Here is a 19,011-nt window from a genome sequence, read left to right on the forward strand (position 1 = left end):
GTTTGTATTATTCGTAGCGTTTTGCTTTGTAAGTAGGATGCATGAAGTTGTCTACTGACAGAATGTCGTCGATCTCTTCAGCAGTCAGCAGGCCTCGCTCCAGCACCACATCACGCACGCTCTTGCCGGTTTCCGCACAGATCTTACCGACGATATCGCCTTCGTGGTGGCCAATGTATGGGTTGAGGTAGGTGACGATACCAATAGAGTTATACACGTAGCTTTCGCACACTTCTTGGTTAACGGTAATGCCATCGATGCATTTATCGCGCAGGTTGACGCAGGCGTTAGTCAGAATCGACAGCGATTCAAACATGCTCTGGGCAATCACCGGTTCCATCACGTTCAGTTGCAGCTGACCGCCTTCTGCCGCGAAGGAAATGGTATTGTCGTTACCTAACACTTTGAAGCAGACCTGGTTGACGACTTCCGGTACCACAGGGTTCACCTTGGCCGGCATGATGGACGATCCGGCCTGCAGCTCAGGCAGGTTCAGCTCATTCAAACCGGCGCGTGGACCTGACGACAGCAGGCGCAGGTCGTTACAGATCTTGGACAGTTTCACCGCCAGACGTTTCAGCGCCCCGTGGGTCATCACATAGGCGCCGCAGTCCGATGTGGCTTCAATCAGATCTTCCGCGGCCACCACGTCAAGGCCGGTCACTTCGGCCAGATGTTTCACTGCCAGCTGCTGGTAACCTTGCGCGGCGTTCAGACCGGTACCGATCGCCGTGGCACCCAGGTTGACTTCCAGCAACAGTTTGGACGTGTACTGCAACGCGCGAATCTCTTCGTTCAGCGTGACAGCCCAAGCGTGAAATTCCTGGCCTACCGTCATAGGTACCGCATCCTGCAGTTGGGTGCGGCCCATTTTCAGTATGCTCTGGAATTCCTGACTCTTAAGTTCGAACGCGCCTTTCAGGTACTCGATAGCGTCGATCAGTTTCTGCACTGAGTTAAACACGGCGATGCGGAAACCGGTCGGGTACGCGCAGTTAGTCGACTGGCTCTTATTGACGTGGTCATTGGGGTTAACGAACTGATACTGACCTTTCTCCTTGCCCATCAGTTCCAGCGCCAGGTTGGCGATCACTTCGTTGGTATTCATGTTGACAGAGGTACCGGCTCCGCCCTGGAACACATCGGATGGGAACTGGTCCATGCATTTACCGGTTTCGAGCATCAGATCGCACGCTTCAATGATCTTGAGGGCGACATCCTTTGGGATCACGCCAAGCTCTTTGTTGGCCAGTGCGGCGGCCTTCTTGGTCATCACCATGCCACGGACAAATTCCGGTACGTCAGAAATGGTGTTGTGGGAAATATTGAAATTTTCAATCGCACGCAGGGTGTGGATGCCGTAATAAGCGTCGGCGGGGACATGACGCTCGCCGAGCAGATCGTGTTCAATACGGGTAGCAGGGGAAGAGGTTGTGACCGTTTCAGAAAAGTTGGCCATAGCTGGATCCTTAGATAATTATACTGATAAATAAGTGTTTTATTAGCCAAATCTGTAGCTTAAGAATCCATTCGCCAGAATACATGGCTGTTTAATCCGTCCTGACTCTGTAGCACATAATACTTTAGTTTTAGGACAAATATAGTAACTAGATCACTATTTTTGCATCAATGTGCAACTCAGTGAGCCTGCTTGCTCATTTAGACGACAGAAAGGGTTTGATCGCCGTGGACAATGACACAATTTTTGCCCTTGGCTTTGGCCCGGTAGAGGGCTTCGTCAGCATTGCGGAAGGTCTGATCGTCGTTTTTATCCAACTGGGCGATGCCAATACTGACAGTCACCTGGTGGGTATGCCAGTTGGCGATGGCTTCACACAGGCGGCTCATTAGTCGGGCTGCCTGGTGACACTGGGTGTGAAGGATAATCACGGCAAATTCATCGCCGCCAATCCGGGCGATAAAGTCGGTGCTGCGCAGCAGCTCCTGTAGTGATTCAGCCACATGAGCGATCACCAAATCGCCCACCTGATGGCCGTACTGATCGTTGACCCGCTTAAAGTCATCAATATCCACCAGTGCCAGGCAACTCTGTGGCTGGTTCGGATAGCGCTGTAATAGCTTGCAGTGGTGGAGCAGCGTGTCATCAAACTTAGCTTTGTTCCACAGACCGGTGGCATCGTCATGTTCACTTTTGGCTTTTAGTGTCTGGATCATTCGGTGTTGCTCGGTGATATCCGTCAGGGTGTAGATGAAATAACGCGTCGCCCGCCAGCTACCCGTGACCACTCTTGCTTCCACTTTGCACACGCTGTCCTGACCATTTTTATGGCTCAGTGTCAGCTCGCCGCGCCACTTTCCATAGGTATTTAATGACTGCTGGATGACCGCGGCCTGATTGCGCGGGTGGCTCAATGCCACCAGGTCTTTTCGTCGCAGTATGCCCGCCTCCGTGCCAAGCAACTGACACAGTTTGCTGTTCGCCCGTAAGATTCGATGCTTGGCGTCGGTAATTGCGACGGCGACATCACTGTCAAACAGGTGCTGACCAAAGATCCGGTCGACATTTTTACGCTGTGCCGATTCCAGCAACAAGGCACCACCGCCGGACAGGATGCCAAAGATCAGCCACAGGGTCAGGGCTTCCAGGATAATGGTATGTTGCCGTTCGGACAGTTCGGCGGCGATCATGTCTGGCGGGTACTGAGTGACGATATACATGCCGCCACGTGTAGCAAACAGTTGGTTATCAAAGGTCTTGTAGACGAACAACCCATGTGCATCGTAGTGATAACCGCTGTTGTTATTGTCGTTTTGCATCTGCTGCCACAGATCCGGATGTTCCAGCGACAGGTTGAATTTATGTCGTTCGTAAATCAGATCGCCAAACAGCTTGTTTCGATCAGGGCTGATCAGGTAGTAGCCATCGTTGCTGATGAACTCGACGTCTAGGCGCAGATCGTTTTGCGAGATCTGCTCTGCCAGTGCAAAGATTTCCAGATTGGCAATAAAATAGCCGTAGCGTTGACCCGGATCGCCGACCGGATAGAGGATACGAAAGCCCGGCCGATAGGGCTGCACTGGCTGGCCATGTTCCTGTTCCAGATCGATTCCGAAATAGCCCAGCTCGCCCTCTGAAAGCTGGCGTGCATAGCTGAAGTAATCCCGCCCGGACTTGTCTTGCAGTTTGTCTGCAGGAACGATGTATGGTTCGCTCATTGGCTGGGTGAAGTCTACCCGGACCACTTCCTGGCCGGCCGTATCCAGATAGCGGAGCTGATAGAACATTTTTGAGCTTGAGGAAAGCAGATACCATTCGTTTTCAATGTAACGTCTCAGCACCGGGCTGCGATTGTGGGCAAAATCGCGCAACAGCGAAGAGCGGGTAACCTGGCGGATATTATCGTGCAGCTGTTTGTGCACGCGTGTCGCCCTCGCATCTACATACGAAAGAAACTGAAGTCCCTCGCTTTCGAGGCGAGTTAACAGAAACTGCTGGGCTTCACCTTTTAATTGATAGTAATAGAGAATAGGGATAACCGATACGATCAACCAGATGATCGCCATTTTCCACATTCGCGAGGCAAATTGTTTCATTCATCCATACCCAGTTTGGCTGATAAAAGTGTAGAAGCCGGTGAAATCGTTTGCCACTAATTGGATAGTAATTGAATGCATATCAAATATTGCCACTGCAACGGCGGAAAAGAGCGGAGCTTGCACTCCACTGGCCTTACGTCTAATGTGTAAGCAAACTTAAGGAGGGACTGTGTTTCCGATACTATTACTGCTGTTTATATTTGTACCGATTATCGAAATCGGCCTGTTCATTCAGGTTGGTGGTTTTCTCGGTCTCTGGCCAACTCTCGCTCTGGTGATCATCACCGCGCTGGTAGGCGCTTCGCTGGTGCGCAGTCAGGGCATCCAGACGTTACTGACGGTGCAATCTCGGCTGCAGCAAGGGGAAATTCCCGCTCAGCAGATCCTGGAAGGCGTGATGCTGGCGGTCGCTGGGGTGTTGTTGCTGACCCCGGGCTTTATGACCGATGCGCTGGGAATGGTAGTACTGCTGCCCGGGCCACGTGCGGCGCTGGCCAGGCAGTTGATGAGTAAGGTTGAAGTAAAAGCCAGCGGCAGTTACTCCAGCCAGCATTTTCATCGAGGCCCATTCGATCAGGGGCCATTTCAGCCCGGCGACAAAGGCAACACCTTTGAGGGCGAATATGAACGCAAAGATAACGATGACAACGACAAAGACGACCAGCCGAAACTGAAGTAAGGTCGCTTTTGTCCGCGGTTAGACTGCGCCGTTAAAGCCAAGTTGCCGCCACGCTTCAAACGCTATGATCGCCACCGCATTGGATAAATTCAGGCTACGTGCCTGTGGCATCATCGGGATGCGCAAACGCTGTTCTGCGGCCAGGCTGTCAATGATTTCAGGTGGCAGTCCGCGGGTTTCAGGACCAAATAACAGCACATCGCCGGATTGAAACTGCGCATCGACGTGATGCTGCTGCGCTTTGGTGGTACAGGCAAAAATGCGTGGCAGTGCGCCGCGCTCCTGTTTGAAGTAATCCAGAAAAGCATTGTAGTCCCGGTGGCGGGTCACCCGCGCCAGATCATGATAATCCAGCCCGGCGCGGCGTACTTTTTTCTCTTCCAGATCAAACCCCAGCGGTTCTATCAGGTGCAGGTTTGCGCCACAATTGGCACACAGTCGGATGATATTACCGGTATTGGGTGCAATCTCCGGTTCATACAGGGCGATGTCAAACATGAATGGTTAGCCGCGTCAGTAACAATAATGGCGCTCAGTATAATGGCCGGACAGGGTGACGCCAAGCGCTATCCCGACCGCGTAGAACGGCTGGCCAGGATCGTGCGAGGTTAGCGACTGACGTGCAAGGGCAGGGTGATGATCACTTTCAGCCCGCCGAGATGACTTTTCGACGCCTGGATGGTACCGCTGTGCTGACGTACCGCGCTTTCGGTTATTGCCAGCCCCAGTCCGGTTCCGCCAGAATCCCGGTCCCGGGCGGTGGAGACACGGTAAAACGGCCGGAAGATCTGCTCCAGTTCATTATCGTCCACACCTGGGCCGTCGTCTTCAACCGTAATGGTCAGGCTATTTGCGTCAACCTGCATGCTCACGGCGACCTGTCTGCTGCCATAGTGGATGGCATTGCGGACCACATTTTCCAGCGCGCTCATCAACAGTTTGGGGTTGCCGGAGATCGAACGGTCCGGTATCGCGTCGTAATTGAGCTGTTTACCCATCTGTTCGGCTTCGAACTGAGCGTCGCTGAGCAACTCTTCCCACAGGCTGGACAAGGGCTGAACTTCCCTGCTGAGGTGGCTGTTCAGTTGCATTCTCGATAGCGCCAGCAGATCGGCGATCATGGTTTCCAACCGCTGCGCTTCGGTATCGATGCGGCTCAGTTCCGGACTTTCGCCCTGTTTGCGGCTGGCCAGGGCGCTGGCCATGCGCAAGCGGGTCAGCGGTGAGCGCAGCTCGTGGGAGATATCGGACAGCAGCCGCTGCTGGCCGGAGAGCATTTGATTGACCGCTTCCACCATCTGGTTAAAGCTGGCACCGGCCTGACGAAACTCGCTGGTGCCTTTTTCCAGTTCCGGATCAACCTCAAATTCGCCCTGAGCCACGCGTTTGGCGGCCCGTTCCAGCTTCCGGGCCGGTTGGCTGAGGGCCCAGGCCAGCCACAACAGCAACGGGGTACTGACCAACATCACCGCCAGCAGCAGCTGCAGCGGTTTATCAAACAGGCGCAGCAAAAACGGTGGCGGTTGGGTCCATTTGACACCGACATAAAGCAGCAGATCCTGGCCGACCAGAGAGATAGGCAGTGGACCGGCCAGCATGTAGCGGCCGTAAAGTTTCTGTTTCGGCTCCTCTGGCGAATCAATACTGGTAATAAAGTTTTGTAGGGCCTTGATTTTAAAATCCATATGGTGGGCTGTACTGAGCAGGCGATCATTTTGATCGGTCAGGAACAGCTGGATTCTCGGCCCGCGTGGCGAACGGGAGGCGTTATCGATCAGAAACAGGACCTGGCCAAGATCGGTCATGTTGGCAAATTTTGTCTCAACCTGATCGCGGATCTGGGTCAGGCGCTGATAGTGATCGGCGGGGATCTCTCTGGCCACCCGAGGATCCAAATGGGGCAGAGCGAGCACCGCAATCAGCACCAGTAGCATGGTAAACCAGAATATCGCGAAGATCCGGCCATACAGACTGGTGATCTTGGGCAGACGCATCAATTTTCCTCCACCAGTAAGTAGCCGCGACCACGCAGGGTTTTGATTCTGGGCTTGTCATCGGCTCGTGCCGGCAATTTTTTGCGTAAGTTCGAGACATGCATATCAATGGCGCGGTCAAACGCCGCCAGCCGTTTGCCCAGTACATCCAGGCTGAGCACTTCTTTGGTCTGAATTTCACCGGGGTGCTGAATAAAGTGACTTAGTAAGGCAAATTCCGTGGTGGTGAGATCCAGCAGTTGCTCCTGACAATAAGCTTCCTGTTTGCCCGGGTAGATTTTCAGATCCTGGTACTGCAGGCAGTCGCCATTTTTGCTGACCGCTTGCGGCTGGGAGCGGCGTAGTACGGCCCGAATCCGCGCCAGCAGTTCCCGATCGCTAAATGGCTTAGGCAGGTAGTCATCGGCACCGAGTTCCAACCCGATCACCCTGTCTATCTCTTCCCCTTTGGCGGTGAGCATTAACACCGGCGTCTGCCAATTGGCCCGGAGCTGGCGCAGGGTATCAATGCCGTTCAGTTTCGGCATCATCACGTCGAGCAGGATCAGGTCGATCTCGGCACTCACGGCAGCCAGGCCCGCTTCGCCGTCGTTGGCCTCAGAGACGGTAAACCCTTCCAGACTGAGCACTTCTTTTAGTAATGCGGTCAGTTCGGTGTCATCATCAATCAGCAGAATATGCGCCATCTACGTCCCCCGGTTACGGCTGCTCTCTGACTCTATATTACTGTGAAATTGCGCCCGGCTAACAGCCAAACGGGCGTCTTTACGATTCTTTACCCTGTCTAGACGTCGCTTTACCGGGTAGCCCCTATGCTGACAATAACCGCTGTGCAGACAGCGTCTCTCATTCACTTAGTAAAAGGGTAAGACGATGAAAACGAAAAATAAATGGTTGTTGGCGGCAATGATCGCACCGGTAGCACTAATGACCGCGGGAGTAGCCAATGCTTATGGCGGTAAAGGGCATCACCAGGGTTTTCACGACGGCCCGTGTGGTGGCGGATATGAACGTGGCGTCTGGAAAGATCTGGAGCTGACCGATCAGCAGCAGGAGCAGTTGAAAACCCTGCGTAGTGAACGTCGCGAGCAGATGCAGCAGCAGTTTGCCGCGAATCGCGCCGAGCGTCAGGCTCAGATGCAGGCCCACCATGCCCAGATGCAGCAACTGATGCTGGCCGACACTTTCGACCAGGCCGCTGCGACCGAACTGGCCAGAGAGCTGGTTGAGCAGCAGACCGAACGCCGCGTTGCCATGATGGCGCAGCGACACAAAATGCTGAGTGTGCTGACCGCAGAACAGAAAGCCAAATTTGCGGAACTGAGCCAGCAACGGATGCAACAATGCAGCGAGATACAACCTCGTTGGAACAAGAGTAAATAGTCACACTGCCATTTGACTATCTTTACCATAGCGGCCTGCGGGCCGCTATTTTTTTGGCCATACTCTTTTGCACGCGGTATCGTTATACTTAAGCGAACAACAACCTGATTTAATCCGTTATGAAACAAGAATATGCCCGATTAGTGACCTTGGCAGCCTGGACGGCGACCATCGTTGCCAGCCTTCTGTTAGTAGTAAAAGTGGCGGCCTGGTGGATCACTGGTTCCGTCAGCCTGCTGGCGTCTGTGATCGACTCTATGCTGGATATCGCGGCCTCGTTAGTGAATCTGGTGGTGGTCCGCTACGCGGTGCAGCCGGCCGACCGTGAACACACATTTGGTCACGGCAAAGCTGAATCGCTGGCGGCACTGGCTCAGGCGATGTTCATTTCCGGCTCAGCGGTATTTCTGATTTTGAACGGGGTGGATCGCTTTTTCCGCCCGCATGAACTGCAGTCTCCGGAGTTCGGCGTGTATGTCAGCCTGTTTGCGATTGTGGTCACCTTCGCCCTGGTACGTTTTCAGCACTATGTGGTGGCCAAAACCGGCAGCCAGGCGATCGCCGCCGATTCACTCCATTATCAATCCGACCTGTATATGAATATCGCCATTATGGTTGCGCTTGGTCTGAGCTGGCTGGGCATTGGTCAGGCCGATGCCGTATTTGCCATCGGTATTGGCGGCTACATTCTTTACAGTGCGTTCAGAATGGTCAATGAAGCAACCCAGACCCTGCTGGACAGGAAGCTGCCTGACACAGAGCTGGTGCAGATCCGTGAGTGTTGCATGTCGGTCAGTGGCGTACGGGGGGTACACCAGTTACGTACCCGAATGTCCGGCCCGACCCGGTTTATTCAGCTGCACCTTGAGCTGGATGATCACATCCCGCTGATTGAAGCGCATCGGATATCCGATCAGGTGGAAGATCTGTTAATGGATATGTTTACCGACGCTGATGTACTGATCCACCAGGATCCCTATTCTGTGGTATTTGGACCCGAGAAAGCGCAAAAACGCCAGGGCTGGTAGCAGAAATGAGTCACGACAAGCGAGCCGTTGTTGACTATCTTTTTCACTGAATTGACAAATAATCGTGATCCTGATGTGCGTCAACAAAGTGAATGAGCAAAACTGTAATACTCTTTCATAAGTAGAAAAGTTACAAAATTGGCTGCAATATAGCTAGTATTCCTAGTGGGTAAAGGTAACATATTGCCCAATTTATTATTATTTGGTCGGCTGCACCTGTTAGCAACTGACATAAAATTTGAAATTGGATTTCCAAATCGAGGGTGAGCATGATTAAGAAAATCGGTGTTTTGACTAGTGGTGGTGACGCCCCAGGCATGAACGCAGCGGTTCGTGGCGTCGTCCGGACTGCACTTTCAGAGGGCCTGGAAGTGTATGGCGTTTACGATGGTTACCTTGGCCTGTACGAAGATCGGATCAAAAAGCTGGATCGATCCAGTGTCTCTGATGTGATCAACAAAGGCGGTACTTTTCTGGGGTCTGCCCGTTTCCCTGAGTTCAAAGACGTAGCGGTCCGTGAGAAAGCGATCGAAAACCTGAAAAAACACGGGATTGATGCGCTGGTCGTGATCGGTGGTGACGGCTCTTACATGGGTGCGAAAAAACTGACTGAAATGGGTTACCCATGTATCGGTCTGCCAGGCACTATCGACAACGACATTGCGGGTACCGACTACACGATCGGTTATTTGACCGCTCTGAACACGGTTATCGATGCGATCGACCGTCTGCGCGATACTTCTTCGTCTCACCAACGGATTTCTATTGTTGAAATCATGGGACGTCACTGTGGTGATCTGACCCTGATGTCTGCGATTGCCGGTGGTTGTGAATACATCATCACTCCGGAAACCGGTCTGGACAAACAGCAGCTGATCAACAATATCCAGGACGGCATCAAGAAGGGTAAAAAGCACGCGATTATTGCCCTGACGGAGTTGATGATGGATGCTAACGAGCTGGCGAAAGAGATTGAAACTGCCACTGGCCGTGAAACCCGCGCTACCGTACTGGGTCACATTCAGCGTGGTGGTCGTCCGACGGCGTTTGACCGGGTTCTGGCCTCTCGCATGGGTAACTATGCTGTGCACCTGCTGCAGCAGGGCATGGGTGGTCGCTGTGTTGGTATCGTGAAAGAAGAGCTGGTTCATCACGATATTATCGATGCGATTGAGAACATGAAACGTCCGATCCGCAACGATCTGTACAAAGTAGCAGAAGAGCTGTTCTAATCGTTCTGCCTACCGGCAATAATGATGAAAAAACCACCTGAAATGGTGGTTTTTTTGTCTCTGCAGCACAGCTCATTAACAGCCGTTGGTGGTGGTCTCAAACTGGGGGGAACTGGCGCTGGTGGCCTGGGTATAGAGCAGATAACACTGCTGGGCGGGATCTTTGCGGCTGGCGGTCATAAAACGTATCCAGCCCTGACCCTGATTGTGGAAATACCACTCCGATGGCGTGTCGGCATTAAAAATGGCATCGGCAAAGCTGGCGTTGATCAGTTTGCTCCAGCTGTTGGCGGAGTCCGCCGCCGGATAACCATAGGCCAGTTTGACCTGTTGACCACTGATTGACAGCACCGCCTGACTGAGCTGATCCAACCCTTCAATAATCGCTTTAGGATGCACGGTATCTGAGATGCTGTGCATGCTGCCTTTCAGGCCGTTCAACGCTGAGATGCGGGCATCGGTCTGAATGTTCAGCAACCTGGGCGCGGCGGTGCTGGCCAGGATGCCAAGAATCACGACCACCAGGACCATCTCTATCAGGGTAAAACCACGTTGTGAAACCATGCTGTCTGTTACTCTAGTTGTAAATCCAATGGGGTTTTGCTGGCTCTTCCTGCCACTTCGCGGGTCAGTCTGGGCACCAGGTAGCCGGATAACCGGGTAATCACTTCTGCCATGATCGCTTTTGCCCGTTGATCTGAGACATAAAAATGCGCCGCTCCTTGGACCTTATCTAATACATGCAGGTAGTAAGGTAGGATGCCGGCATCAAACAGGGCGTTGCTCAGCGCGATTTGGCTGTCGGCAGAATCATTAACACCACTAAGTAATACGGCCTGATTTAATAGCGTAACATTATGCAACTTAAGTAGCTGAAACTGAGATCTCACTTCCGAATTGATTTCGTTGGCGTGATTGATGTGGCTGACCAGCACACAGTCCAGCCGGGTAGCGGACAGGATCTGACATAACTGCTCGGTAATACGCGCCGGGATCACTACCGGCAAGCGGCTGTGAATGCGCAGCCGCTTGACATGTTGAATATCGGCGATGGCATTGGTCAGCCACTGCAGTTCGTGATCTTTGGCCATCAGAGGGTCGCCGCCGGACAAGATAACTTCATCGATTTCCGGGTGGCGGGCGATGTAATCCAGGCTGCCCTGCCAGGTGCGCTTGTCCCCTTTATTGTCGCCATAGGGGAAATGACGCCGAAAGCAGTAGCGGCAGTTGATGGCACAACCCCCTTTGACGATCAGCAATGCCCGGTTGTGATACTTGTGCAGCAGTCCCGGTTGGCGGTTGTTCTGCTCCTGTAGCGGGTCGGCGCTGTAGCCTTCGGTCTGGGCAAACTCGGCCGCCAATGGCAATACCTGGCGCAGCAGGGGATCGTGCGGATTGCCTTTTTCCATTCTGTCGACAAAACTTTGTGGAACACGCTGGGCGAACAGCTGCCGAGCTGCGAATCCGTGTTGCCAGGGCGACGGGTCGATATCCAGTATATTGAGCAGTGTTAGCGGGTCGGAGATCCCACTCGCGAGCTGTTGCAGCCAGTTTTGCTCAACAGATGCGACTTTTCGGGTTATTATATGCGGCATTAAATTTAACTCGAAGAATGGTAAGAGGAAAAAATGGCTACTGTTAGCACGAATGAATTCAAAGGCGGTCTTAAAATTATGCTTGATAATGAGCCTTGTGTCATTCTCGAAAACGAGTATGTAAAACCAGGCAAAGGTCAGGCTTTTAACCGCGTGAAAATCCGCAAGCTGCTTTCCGGCAAAGTTCTGGAGAAAACGTTCAAGTCAGGCGATAGCGTTGAAGTTGCTGACGTCATGGACATCGATCTGGACTACCTGTACAGCGACGGTGAATTCTACCATTTCATGAACAGCGAAACCTTTGAACAGATCGCGGCCGATGCTAAAGCGGTTGGCGACAATGCGAAATGGTTGGTTGAAAACAATACTTGTATGCTGACACTGTGGAACGGCAACCCAATCGCCGTTACCCCACCTAACTTCGTAGAACTGGAAGTGACTGAAACCGATCCTGGCCTGAAGGGTGATACACAGGGTACCGGCGGTAAACCAGCGACTCTGTCTACCGGTGCGGTGGTTCGCGTGCCACTGTTCATTCAGATCGGCGAAGTGATTAAAGTCGACACTCGTTCTGCTGAATATGTCGGCCGGGTGAAATAATCTCGATCTGGAAATTTAGCCAGAATTAGCGAAAAAGGTCACTGTGGTGGCCTTTTTTGTTTTTGCGAGTTATGGTGAGATATGACACAATTTCAGCTCACTTAAATTGCAAGATTACATCATGCTGCAACCGCTTCGCATTTGGCTTGATGCCGCCCGACCGAAAACTCTCCCTCTCGCGCTGGTTTCAATAATGACCGGCAGCGTGCTGGCATTCTCAGGCGGCCTGTTCTCCCTCCCGGTTGCCTTGTTGGCTCTTCTGACCGCGACACTGTTACAGATACTGTCTAACCTGGCCAATGATTATGGTGATGCGCTCAAGGGTACCGATAACCACAACCGGTTAGGTCCCACCCGGGCAATCCAGTCCGGCGAAGTCAGTACGGTCGAGATGAAGCGCGCCATCATCATTAATGTACTGCTCACCATTTCCGCCGGTTTATGGCTGGTACTGTATGCGCTGGACAGTGCAGAAAATATCCTGGCTTTCCTCATTCTTGGCTTGCTCGCCATCGGCGCGGCAATCGCCTATACCGTAGGACAAAAACCGTACGGCTATGTCGGCCTTGGCGATATCTCTGTGTTTGTCTTCTTTGGTTTACTCGGCGTCGCTGGCAGCTATTTTTTGCACACCGGGCGGCTGGATATGATGTTAATTCTGCCTTCGGTGGGGTGTGGCCTGTTGGCGGTGGCGGTGCTCAATATCAACAATATGCGCGATATCGAAAATGACGCTGCGTGTGGTAAACGTACTGTTGCGGTGCGGCTGGGGCAGCACAAAGCCAAGCAGTACCACTTTATCTTGCTGTCTGGTGCCATGCTGGCTTTTATCCTCTATCTTATCCTGCAGCCGGTCCCGGTCTGGATCAGTTTGCCGTTCTTGTTCAGCGTGCTGGTGACTTTCCGTCATGGCCGGGCTGTGTGGCAGACCACTCGTCCGGCACAAATCGCGCCTATGATGCCGGCGGTGGTGAAATGTTCATTGGTGACTAACTTATTGTTTGCCGGAGTGGTTATAGCTCAAACTCTGGCGAGTTAGTTGCGTCATGTCATTGCAATGACCTGATCAGCTTATATACTCGAAGTGGATGTAATTCGGTAAGAGAGCAATGGCAATGGAATACAACACTTCGGCTTTGTGTGATATCTATCTGGATCAGGTAGATGTTGTCGAACCAATCTTCAGTAATTTTGGCGGCAGCGCTTCCTTTGCCGGCCAGATCACCACAGTAAAATGTTTTGAAGATAATGGCTTAGTTCGTGAAATCCTCGAGCAGGATGGTATAGGACGCGTGCTGCTCATCGACGGTGGCGGGTCGTTACGACGGGCGTTGATCGATGCTGAGCTGGCAACACTGGCCGAAGAAAATGAGTGGGAAGGCATCGTCGTGTATGGCAGCGTGCGCGAAGTGGATGAACTGGAAGAGATGAACATCGGCATTCAGGCCATGGCATCCATTCCGGTCGGTGCGACTCAGCAAGGGGCTGGGGAAGTGGATGTGGCAGTCAACTTTGCCGGTGTCACTTTCTTACCGGAAGACTACTTGTACGCCGACAATACCGGTATCATTTTATCCCAGGAACCGCTGGATATTGACCTCGAAACCGGTCTGGAAGAGCAACAACTGGCAGAAGCCGAATAACCGCGAAAACCGGCCTGGAGCCGGTTTTTTTATTGCCTGAGCTCAGCTCTCTTCAGCCAGGGCCAGCTGTTGCCTGCGCAGTTTCAGCGCGTACAGATAAGCCATGGTTCCGCCCAGCAGATTACCCACCGCGATGCCGATAAACAGCCCTTCGATATCCAGCCACAGGCTGCCCAGCCACGCCCCCGGCAGAATAAACACGAACAGGCGCATAAAGCTCCACTGAAACGCTTTTAGCGGCTGATGCAGGGCATTCAGGCCGGAGACCAGCATCATGATTACTCCCTGGAAGCCGTAACTGAACGGTACCACCAGCAGATAGTGCCAGAGCAGATCCCGCACACTCTGTTCCTGAGAAAACAGCGCTGCAAGCGGAATGCTGAGCGGCACCATCATGATAAAAATCACCAGTTGGAACAGGATAGCAAAGCGCATGCTGAGAAACAGCCCGGTAAAGCTGCGCTGATGATTCTGCGCTCCCAGGTTCTGAGCCATAAACGGAGTCAGTGCCGAAGTCAGCGCCATCAGTACCAGGATAAGGATCGATTCAATCCGCTGCGCGGCACCATAGGCGGCTACAGCGGCGGTGCCGTGGCTGGAAAGCAGCATCATTAAGATGGCACCAGACAGCGGATTCATCGCATTGGACAGTGCGGCCGGGGTACCAATTTTCAGAATCTGACTCCAGTCAGACAGCAGCGTGGGCAATTGCGGCCAGGCGAGCAGTTTTTCGCGTTTGATCAGCACAAACAGTGAGCCACACAGGGCACCAAACCAGCTGAAGGCACTGGCAATGGCCGCGCCCTGAATACCGAGTTCAGGAAATGGGCCATAGCCAAAGATAAGCAGGGGATCGAGCAGGCCGTTAATTGCACCGGCTAACATCATGATTTTGGCCGGGGTTTTGGTATCTCCCGACGCCCTGATGGCACTGTTACCCGCCATCGGAATCACCAGCAGCGGAATGGTCAGGTACCAGACCTGCATATACTGATCGATCAGCGGCAGTAACTCCGGCTTAGCACCCAGCAGCAGAAACAGAGGGTCGATACTGCTGAGACCGATACTGGAGGCTAGAGTAACCAGCATCACCGCCAGCAGTAACCCGTGCCCGGACAAGCGGGCGGCTTGCAATGTATTACCCTGTCCCAAGCAGCGGCCAATCGTGGTCGAGAGACCCATGCCGATGCCCATGGTAATGCAGTTGACGGCAAACGTAACCGGAAAGGTGTAACTGATGGCCGCCAGCGCCTGAGTGCCGAGCAGAGAAATAAAGAAAGTATCCACTAAATTGAACAGCAGAATTGCAATCATGCCAAAAGTCATCGGCACGGTCATATTGCGCAGCACTTGAGGGATAGGACCGGATAACAGGCCATGTTTATCGTGCATAGGGGGAATAGCTTAGTGGAAAAACGCTAGGATACAGGATTCGATGCCAGGCTGACAATCGAGCAACAAAAAAGGCCAGCATCTGCTGGCCTTCACGCTGCTTGGAAGCTAATTATTTACGCGCTTTTCGCTTTGGCTGCTGCTTGAGCGATAGCTGCGAAGCTTTTCGCATCCAGAGATGCGCCACCAACCAATGCACCGTCGATGTCTGGCTGAGCAAAGTAAGCTTCTGCGTTCTCAGGTTTCACGCTGCCGCCGTACTGGATGATCACCTGTTCAGCTACTGCTGCGTCTTTCGCTGCAATCAGAGCACGGATAGATGCGTGGATGCGCTGTGCATCTTCTGCCGTAGCCGCTTTACCGGTACCGATAGCCCAGATTGGTTCGTAAGCGATGATGGCACCGTTCAGCGCTTCAACGCCATATACGTCGATCACAGCGTTGATTTGACGAGCACAAACTGCTTCAGTTTCACCCGCTTCGTTTTGCGCTTCTGATTCACCGATACAGAACACAGGAGTCAGACCATTCTCTTTCAGGAAAGCAAATTTCTTAGCGACAAATTCGTCTGATTCGTTGTGGTATTCACGACGCTCAGAGTGACCGATGATAATGTGAGAAGCACCGAAATCTTTCAGCATTGCTGGAGACATATCGCCAGTGAAAGCACCGCTGTTGTTCAGATCGGTGTTTTGCGCACCCAGGATCATTTTGTTACCGCCTTCGGCGATCAGACGTTCAGCCAGATCCAGGTACAGGGCAGGTGGAGCAACCGCTACGTCAACGCCTGTTACGCCTTCCAGTTCCGCATTTAATCCATTCAGCAGCTCAGTGACCATGGCTTTGCTGCCGTTAAGTTTCCAGTTACCCATCACTACAGGACGACGCATAGGAATATCTCCAATTTCTATTAATGTAAAAAATAAACGTGATTTCGAAAGAATATAACAGATAAAACCAAACAGATCATGACGCGTGTCATTTCTTTATTGGATGTAGATTAAGCTGCTGGTTCTAAGACAAAAATAATTTTAAACCTCTGTGCTTCAGTGATCTGATAGACAGAAGTCACTCTCGTCGCTCGGCTTTTCCCCCGCTTCTTGTTATTAGTGAGGTTGGCTATGCAAGTGGCTGAAAGAAATTTACATCTACAATAACAAAGGAAAGTGTATGCCAAATCTGGTTATGGAGTATTCCAGTTCGGTGGATGAGCGGCTGAATGTGCAGGGTCTGCTGGAAGATCTGCACCACGTGGTACTGCAGTCAGGCTTGTTTGATATCGCGTCGGTTAAATCCCGGGCATTGCGATGCCATCAGTGGTTGATTGGCGATCAAGGCGACAGCGTTGATTTTATCCATATCAGCTTTGAATTGCTGGCTGGCCGAACGGACGAGCAGAAAAGACAGTTGTCGCGCCAGCTGCTCGAAGTGCTGTCTGAACAGGCGGGCCAGGTGCGCAGTTTAACCGTCAATATCCGCGATATGGATAAAGAGTGTTTTCAAATCGCATTGAATTGAGTCGCTCATTACAGGGGAATCGATTATGCCGATGCAACAGTTGCTGTTCTCATTTCAAGGCCGGATAGGGCGCCAAACCTACTGGATGTGGAACCTGGCCTATTACGCCATTATTATCGCCGTTGCGTCGCTGTCCAATGTACTGTTCCCCCATTCGGCCCATTTGCTGCTGCCGCTGTTTCTGCTGCTGATGCTGTTTCCCGATTTGGCGGTGACGGCCAAACGCTGGCATGATCGCGGTAAATCCACCTGGTGGCTAGTGCTCAACATCCCGTTGATTGTCGGTCGAATGATGATGCCGAGCGGCCAGCCGGATATGATGGCCTCCCCCAGTAGCATTCAGATGGTCAGCTCCCTGGTGGCGATTGCATGTGGCAGCTGGATCCTGATCGAATGTGGTTTTCTGCGTGGTCAGGCGGGCGAGAACGCTTACGGCCCCGAGCCGCAATAGTCAGGCTGGCTCAGCCGGCGTACCGGTGGTGGATTATTTTCTCAGTAAGATCTGCTGAACGGTATGGTCCGCACCTTTGGTGAGGATGAGCTGGGCACGGTCTTTGGTCGGCAATATGTTTTGCGCCAGGTTGACGCCGTTAATGTTGCGCCAGATACTGCGGGCCTGTTCGATCGCTTGTGCCTCGTTCAACTGGGTATAGTGGCTGAAGTAGGAGCCCGGCTTGGTAAACGCCCCTTTGCGGAATTTCAGAAACCGCTCGATATACCACTGCTCAATGATATCGCTGTCGGCATCGACATAGATAGAAAAATCCAGGAAATCAGAGATAAACACCCGGTGCGGGTCGTGGGGGTAGTCCATGCCACTCTGCAGCACGTTCAAACCTTCAATAATCAGCACATCGGGCCGATCCACCACTTTAATCTGATCGGTGATGTCGTAAGTAATGTGTGAGTAGACCGGTGCCTCGACCTGGGGTTTGCCCGCTTTAACGTCGGAGATAAACTGCACCAGGCGTTTGATGTCGTAAGATTCGGGAAAGCCTTTGCGATCCATGATGCCACGCTGATCCAGCACCTGCTTGGGGTAGAGGAAACCGTCGGTGGTAACCAGCGCCACTTTCGGATGGTTTTCCCAGCGGGATAACAGCGCCTGCAGCAGACGCGCCGTGGTGCTCTTGCCGACCGCGACACTGCCGGCTATCCCGATCACAAACGGCGGTGCGGATTCGGTATTGCCCAAAAACTCGGTCAATACAGAGTTACGACTCTGCCGCGCTGCGACATAGAGATTCAGCAACCGAGACAGCGGCAGATAGATTTCCACGGCTTCCTGCATTGTCAGGCTTTCATTCACACCCTGTAATTCAATCAGGTCCTGCTCAGACAGAGTCATAGGCACAGAATTGCGTAATTCTGCCCATTTTGAGCGTTGGAAAGATAAATAAGGGGTCATGGTCGGTCGGTTACCCAATTTCTCATCGGAGCAGCGAACATACCTTAACCGAATCGGAAAGCAAATATTTGAGCCGACAGAATTGGCGTAAAAGTGCAAAATTGCTCGAAAAAGCAGCAAATAAGCAGAATCCGATTAAATTCGCATTTTTTTTTAATTTAGCTATTGCAAGCCAGAAAATCATTCAATAGAATGCGCACCACTTATGCCGACTTAGCTCAGTAGGTAGAGCAACTGACTTGTAATCAGTAGGTCACCAGTTCGATTCCGGTAGTCGGCACCATTCTCTCCAGTTTGTTGATATACAAAGAGTAGTGAGAGTGGGAAAAATTTGGAGGGGTTCCCGAGTGGCCAAAGGGAGCAGACTGTAAATCTGCCGGCTCCGCCTTCGATGGTTCGAATCCGTCCCCCTCCACCATATTCCTAAGGAAATAGCTCTCAGAGTTACGTGTTGCGGGCATCGTATAATGGCTATTACCTCAGCCTTCCAAGCTGATGATGCGGGTTCGATTCCCGCTGCCCGCTCCACTCATTTAGAGTGCTGATATAGCTCAGGTGGTAGAGCGCATCCTTGGTAAGGATGAGGTCGGCAGTTCGAGTCTGCCTATCAGCACCAGCTCTAAGCAAACTTTTCCTTTTGATATATACTTTATTACCATTAATTTTGGTTGCGTGGTCATCAAAGCCACCTAAATCCGTACCTAGAGGGACAACTCATGTCTAAAGAAAAATTTGAACGTACGAAACCGCACGTAAACGTTGGTACTATCGGCCACGTTGACCACGGTAAAACAACTCTAACTGCAGCTATCTGTACCACACTAGCTAAAGTATACGGCGGTGAAGCGAAAGACTTTGCGTCTATCGATAACGCTCCAGAAGAGCGTGAGCGCGGTATCACAATCGCAACTTCTCACGTAGAGTACGACACTCCAACTCGTCACTACGCACACGTAGACTGCCCAGGACACGCTGACTATG

20 protein-coding genes and 4 tRNA genes are annotated in these 19,011 nt (G+C 52.3%); 14 read left to right on the forward strand and 10 right to left on the reverse strand.

Annotated features, from left to right (window positions below; genetic code table 11):
• Positions 1 to 7: 7 nt before the first annotated feature.
• Together aspA and ACQY6F_RS07220 are read right to left on the reverse strand one after the other, a co-directional pair.
• Complete coding sequence (gene aspA, locus ACQY6F_RS07215; RefSeq protein WP_428773274.1) at positions 8 to 1,459, reverse strand: aspartate ammonia-lyase; 1,452 nt, start codon at positions 1,457 to 1,459, stop codon at positions 8 to 10.
• 200 nt (positions 1,460 to 1,659) lie between these two features.
• Positions 1,660 to 3,555 (reverse strand): diguanylate cyclase, encoded by a 1,896-nt coding sequence (locus ACQY6F_RS07220; RefSeq protein ID WP_428773276.1) that lies wholly within the window; start codon positions 3,553 to 3,555, stop codon positions 1,660 to 1,662.
• Between the two features lie 172 nt (positions 3,556 to 3,727).
• On the opposite strand from ACQY6F_RS07220, the gene ACQY6F_RS07225 reads away from it, so the two are divergent.
• Positions 3,728 to 4,237: an FxsA family protein gene (locus ACQY6F_RS07225; protein ID WP_428773278.1), complete on the forward strand. Its 510-nt coding sequence runs from the start codon at positions 3,728 to 3,730 to the stop codon at positions 4,235 to 4,237.
• Positions 4,238 to 4,255: 18 nt separating this feature from the next.
• Here ACQY6F_RS07225 and trmL read toward each other — a convergent pair whose 3' ends face one another.
• The 3 genes from trmL to ACQY6F_RS07240 all read right to left on the reverse strand — a co-directional run bounded on the left by trmL (position 4,256) and on the right by ACQY6F_RS07240 (position 6,917).
• Positions 4,256 to 4,735, reverse strand: a complete 480-nt coding sequence (gene trmL / locus ACQY6F_RS07230) for a tRNA (uridine(34)/cytosine(34)/5-carboxymethylaminomethyluridine(34)-2'-O)-methyltransferase TrmL (RefSeq protein WP_428773279.1) — start codon at positions 4,733 to 4,735, stop codon at positions 4,256 to 4,258.
• A 110-nt stretch (positions 4,736 to 4,845) separates the two neighbouring features.
• Entirely contained in the window at positions 4,846 to 6,231 is a 1,386-nt protein-coding gene (cpxA, locus tag ACQY6F_RS07235) for an envelope stress sensor histidine kinase CpxA (protein ID WP_428773281.1), read from the reverse strand.
• Positions 6,231 to 6,917, reverse strand: coding sequence for a response regulator (locus ACQY6F_RS07240; protein ID WP_428773283.1), 687 nt, complete (start codon positions 6,915 to 6,917; stop codon positions 6,231 to 6,233). Before ACQY6F_RS07240 ends, cpxA begins: the two co-directional genes overlap by 1 nt.
• Positions 6,918 to 7,104: 187 nt before the next feature.
• Here ACQY6F_RS07240 and ACQY6F_RS07245 point away from each other — a divergent pair, with 187 nt between their 5' ends.
• The 3 genes from ACQY6F_RS07245 (at position 7,105) to pfkA (ending at position 9,874) form a co-directional block, all read left to right on the forward strand.
• Positions 7,105 to 7,614 (forward strand): CpxP family protein, encoded by a 510-nt coding sequence (locus ACQY6F_RS07245; protein ID WP_428773285.1) that lies wholly within the window; start codon positions 7,105 to 7,107, stop codon positions 7,612 to 7,614.
• A gap of 119 nt (positions 7,615 to 7,733) precedes the next feature.
• Positions 7,734 to 8,642 carry a CDF family cation-efflux transporter FieF gene (gene fieF, locus ACQY6F_RS07250; RefSeq protein WP_428773287.1) on the forward strand — a complete coding sequence of 303 codons (909 nt, stop codon included), beginning with the start codon at positions 7,734 to 7,736 and terminating at the stop codon, positions 8,640 to 8,642.
• A 269-nt stretch (positions 8,643 to 8,911) separates the two neighbouring features.
• A complete protein-coding gene (pfkA, locus tag ACQY6F_RS07255) occupies positions 8,912 to 9,874 on the forward strand; it encodes a 6-phosphofructokinase (RefSeq protein ID WP_428773288.1) in 963 nt (320 codons plus the stop codon).
• A gap of 75 nt (positions 9,875 to 9,949) precedes the next feature.
• Here pfkA and ACQY6F_RS07260 read toward each other — a convergent pair whose 3' ends face one another.
• Together ACQY6F_RS07260 and epmB are read right to left on the reverse strand one after the other, a co-directional pair.
• Entirely contained in the window at positions 9,950 to 10,438 is a 489-nt protein-coding gene (locus ACQY6F_RS07260) for a type II secretion system protein (protein WP_428773289.1), read from the reverse strand.
• Positions 10,439 to 10,446: 8 nt separating this feature from the next.
• Positions 10,447 to 11,469, reverse strand: coding sequence for an EF-P beta-lysylation protein EpmB (epmB, locus tag ACQY6F_RS07265; protein ID WP_428773290.1), 1,023 nt, complete (start codon positions 11,467 to 11,469; stop codon positions 10,447 to 10,449).
• A 33-nt stretch (positions 11,470 to 11,502) separates the two neighbouring features.
• Between epmB and efp the strand changes: the two genes are divergently transcribed.
• From efp to rraA, 3 genes are all read left to right on the forward strand, one after another.
• Positions 11,503 to 12,069: an elongation factor P gene (gene efp / locus ACQY6F_RS07270; RefSeq protein ID WP_428773291.1), complete on the forward strand. Its 567-nt coding sequence runs from the start codon at positions 11,503 to 11,505 to the stop codon at positions 12,067 to 12,069.
• A gap of 121 nt (positions 12,070 to 12,190) precedes the next feature.
• The gene (locus ACQY6F_RS07275; protein ID WP_428773292.1) at positions 12,191 to 13,108 is read left to right on the forward strand and encodes a 1,4-dihydroxy-2-naphthoate polyprenyltransferase; all 918 of its coding nucleotides are present in this window, start codon (positions 12,191 to 12,193) and stop codon (positions 13,106 to 13,108) included.
• 76 nt (positions 13,109 to 13,184) lie between these two features.
• Positions 13,185 to 13,712 (forward strand): ribonuclease E activity regulator RraA, encoded by a 528-nt coding sequence (gene rraA, locus ACQY6F_RS07280; protein ID WP_428773293.1) that lies wholly within the window; start codon positions 13,185 to 13,187, stop codon positions 13,710 to 13,712.
• 42 nt (positions 13,713 to 13,754) lie between these two features.
• On the opposite strand, the gene ACQY6F_RS07285 is transcribed toward rraA, so the two are convergent.
• Positions 13,755 to 15,104, reverse strand: a complete 1,350-nt coding sequence (locus ACQY6F_RS07285; RefSeq protein WP_428773295.1) for an MATE family efflux transporter — start codon at positions 15,102 to 15,104, stop codon at positions 13,755 to 13,757.
• Positions 15,105 to 15,220: 116 nt separating this feature from the next.
• A complete protein-coding gene (tpiA, locus tag ACQY6F_RS07290; protein WP_428773296.1) occupies positions 15,221 to 15,994 on the reverse strand; it encodes a triose-phosphate isomerase in 774 nt (257 codons plus the stop codon).
• 280 nt (positions 15,995 to 16,274) lie between these two features.
• On the opposite strand from tpiA, the gene ACQY6F_RS07295 reads away from it, so the two are divergent.
• Together ACQY6F_RS07295 and ACQY6F_RS07300 are read left to right on the forward strand one after the other, a co-directional pair.
• Positions 16,275 to 16,622, forward strand: coding sequence for a 5-carboxymethyl-2-hydroxymuconate Delta-isomerase (locus tag ACQY6F_RS07295; RefSeq protein WP_428773298.1), 348 nt, complete (start codon positions 16,275 to 16,277; stop codon positions 16,620 to 16,622).
• A gap of 25 nt (positions 16,623 to 16,647) precedes the next feature.
• Complete coding sequence (locus tag ACQY6F_RS07300) at positions 16,648 to 17,073, forward strand: DUF805 domain-containing protein (RefSeq protein WP_428773299.1); 426 nt, start codon at positions 16,648 to 16,650, stop codon at positions 17,071 to 17,073.
• A gap of 33 nt (positions 17,074 to 17,106) precedes the next feature.
• Here ACQY6F_RS07300 and coaA read toward each other — a convergent pair whose 3' ends face one another.
• Positions 17,107 to 18,030: a type I pantothenate kinase gene (gene coaA, locus ACQY6F_RS07305; protein ID WP_428773301.1), complete on the reverse strand. Its 924-nt coding sequence runs from the start codon at positions 18,028 to 18,030 to the stop codon at positions 17,107 to 17,109.
• Between the two features lie 207 nt (positions 18,031 to 18,237).
• Here coaA and ACQY6F_RS07310 point away from each other — a divergent pair.
• The 5 genes from ACQY6F_RS07310 to ACQY6F_RS07330 all read left to right on the forward strand — a co-directional run.
• Positions 18,238 to 18,313, forward strand: a tRNA-Thr gene (locus tag ACQY6F_RS07310).
• Positions 18,314 to 18,363: 50 nt separating this feature from the next.
• Positions 18,364 to 18,448, forward strand: a tRNA-Tyr gene (locus ACQY6F_RS07315).
• A gap of 35 nt (positions 18,449 to 18,483) precedes the next feature.
• Positions 18,484 to 18,558 (forward strand) — tRNA-Gly (locus tag ACQY6F_RS07320).
• Positions 18,559 to 18,570: 12 nt separating this feature from the next.
• A tRNA-Thr gene (locus ACQY6F_RS07325) sits at positions 18,571 to 18,646 on the forward strand.
• Positions 18,647 to 18,746: 100 nt separating this feature from the next.
• A partial coding sequence (locus ACQY6F_RS07330) for a GTP-binding protein (protein ID WP_428773302.1) occupies positions 18,747 to 19,011 on the forward strand: 265 nt, incomplete at its 3' end.

It is taken from the genome of Vibrio sp. (assembly GCF_050299255.1).
Classification (GTDB): Bacteria; Pseudomonadota; Gammaproteobacteria; order Enterobacterales; family Vibrionaceae; genus Vibrio.

Excerpts from the sequence above, each read along its gene's own strand:
- aspA (WP_428773274.1), bottom strand. The coding sequence starts at position 1,459 with ATGGCCAACTTTTCTGAAACGGTCACAACCTCTTCCCCTGCTACCCGT.
- ACQY6F_RS07220 (WP_428773276.1), bottom strand. The coding sequence starts at position 3,555 with ATGAAACAATTTGCCTCGCGAATGTGGAAAATGGCGATCATCTGGTTG.
- trmL (WP_428773279.1), bottom strand. The coding sequence starts at position 4,735 with ATGTTTGACATCGCCCTGTATGAACCGGAGATTGCACCCAATACCGGT.
- cpxA (WP_428773281.1), bottom strand. The coding sequence starts at position 6,231 with ATGCGTCTGCCCAAGATCACCAGTCTGTATGGCCGGATCTTCGCGATA.
- ACQY6F_RS07240 (WP_428773283.1), bottom strand. The coding sequence starts at position 6,917 with ATGGCGCATATTCTGCTGATTGATGATGACACCGAACTGACCGCATTA.
- ACQY6F_RS07245 (WP_428773285.1), top strand. The coding sequence starts at position 7,105 with ATGAAAACGAAAAATAAATGGTTGTTGGCGGCAATGATCGCACCGGTA.
- fieF (WP_428773287.1), top strand. The coding sequence starts at position 7,734 with ATGAAACAAGAATATGCCCGATTAGTGACCTTGGCAGCCTGGACGGCG.
- pfkA (WP_428773288.1), top strand. The coding sequence starts at position 8,912 with ATGATTAAGAAAATCGGTGTTTTGACTAGTGGTGGTGACGCCCCAGGC.
- ACQY6F_RS07260 (WP_428773289.1), bottom strand. The coding sequence starts at position 10,438 with ATGGTTTCACAACGTGGTTTTACCCTGATAGAGATGGTCCTGGTGGTC.
- epmB (WP_428773290.1), bottom strand. The coding sequence starts at position 11,469 with ATGCCGCATATAATAACCCGAAAAGTCGCATCTGTTGAGCAAAACTGG.
- efp (WP_428773291.1), top strand. The coding sequence starts at position 11,503 with ATGGCTACTGTTAGCACGAATGAATTCAAAGGCGGTCTTAAAATTATG.
- ACQY6F_RS07275 (WP_428773292.1), top strand. The coding sequence starts at position 12,191 with ATGCTGCAACCGCTTCGCATTTGGCTTGATGCCGCCCGACCGAAAACT.
- rraA (WP_428773293.1), top strand. The coding sequence starts at position 13,185 with ATGGAATACAACACTTCGGCTTTGTGTGATATCTATCTGGATCAGGTA.
- ACQY6F_RS07285 (WP_428773295.1), bottom strand. The coding sequence starts at position 15,104 with ATGCACGATAAACATGGCCTGTTATCCGGTCCTATCCCTCAAGTGCTG.
- tpiA (WP_428773296.1), bottom strand. The coding sequence starts at position 15,994 with ATGCGTCGTCCTGTAGTGATGGGTAACTGGAAACTTAACGGCAGCAAA.
- ACQY6F_RS07295 (WP_428773298.1), top strand. The coding sequence starts at position 16,275 with ATGCCAAATCTGGTTATGGAGTATTCCAGTTCGGTGGATGAGCGGCTG.
- ACQY6F_RS07300 (WP_428773299.1), top strand. The coding sequence starts at position 16,648 with ATGCCGATGCAACAGTTGCTGTTCTCATTTCAAGGCCGGATAGGGCGC.
- coaA (WP_428773301.1), bottom strand. The coding sequence starts at position 18,030 with ATGACCCCTTATTTATCTTTCCAACGCTCAAAATGGGCAGAATTACGC.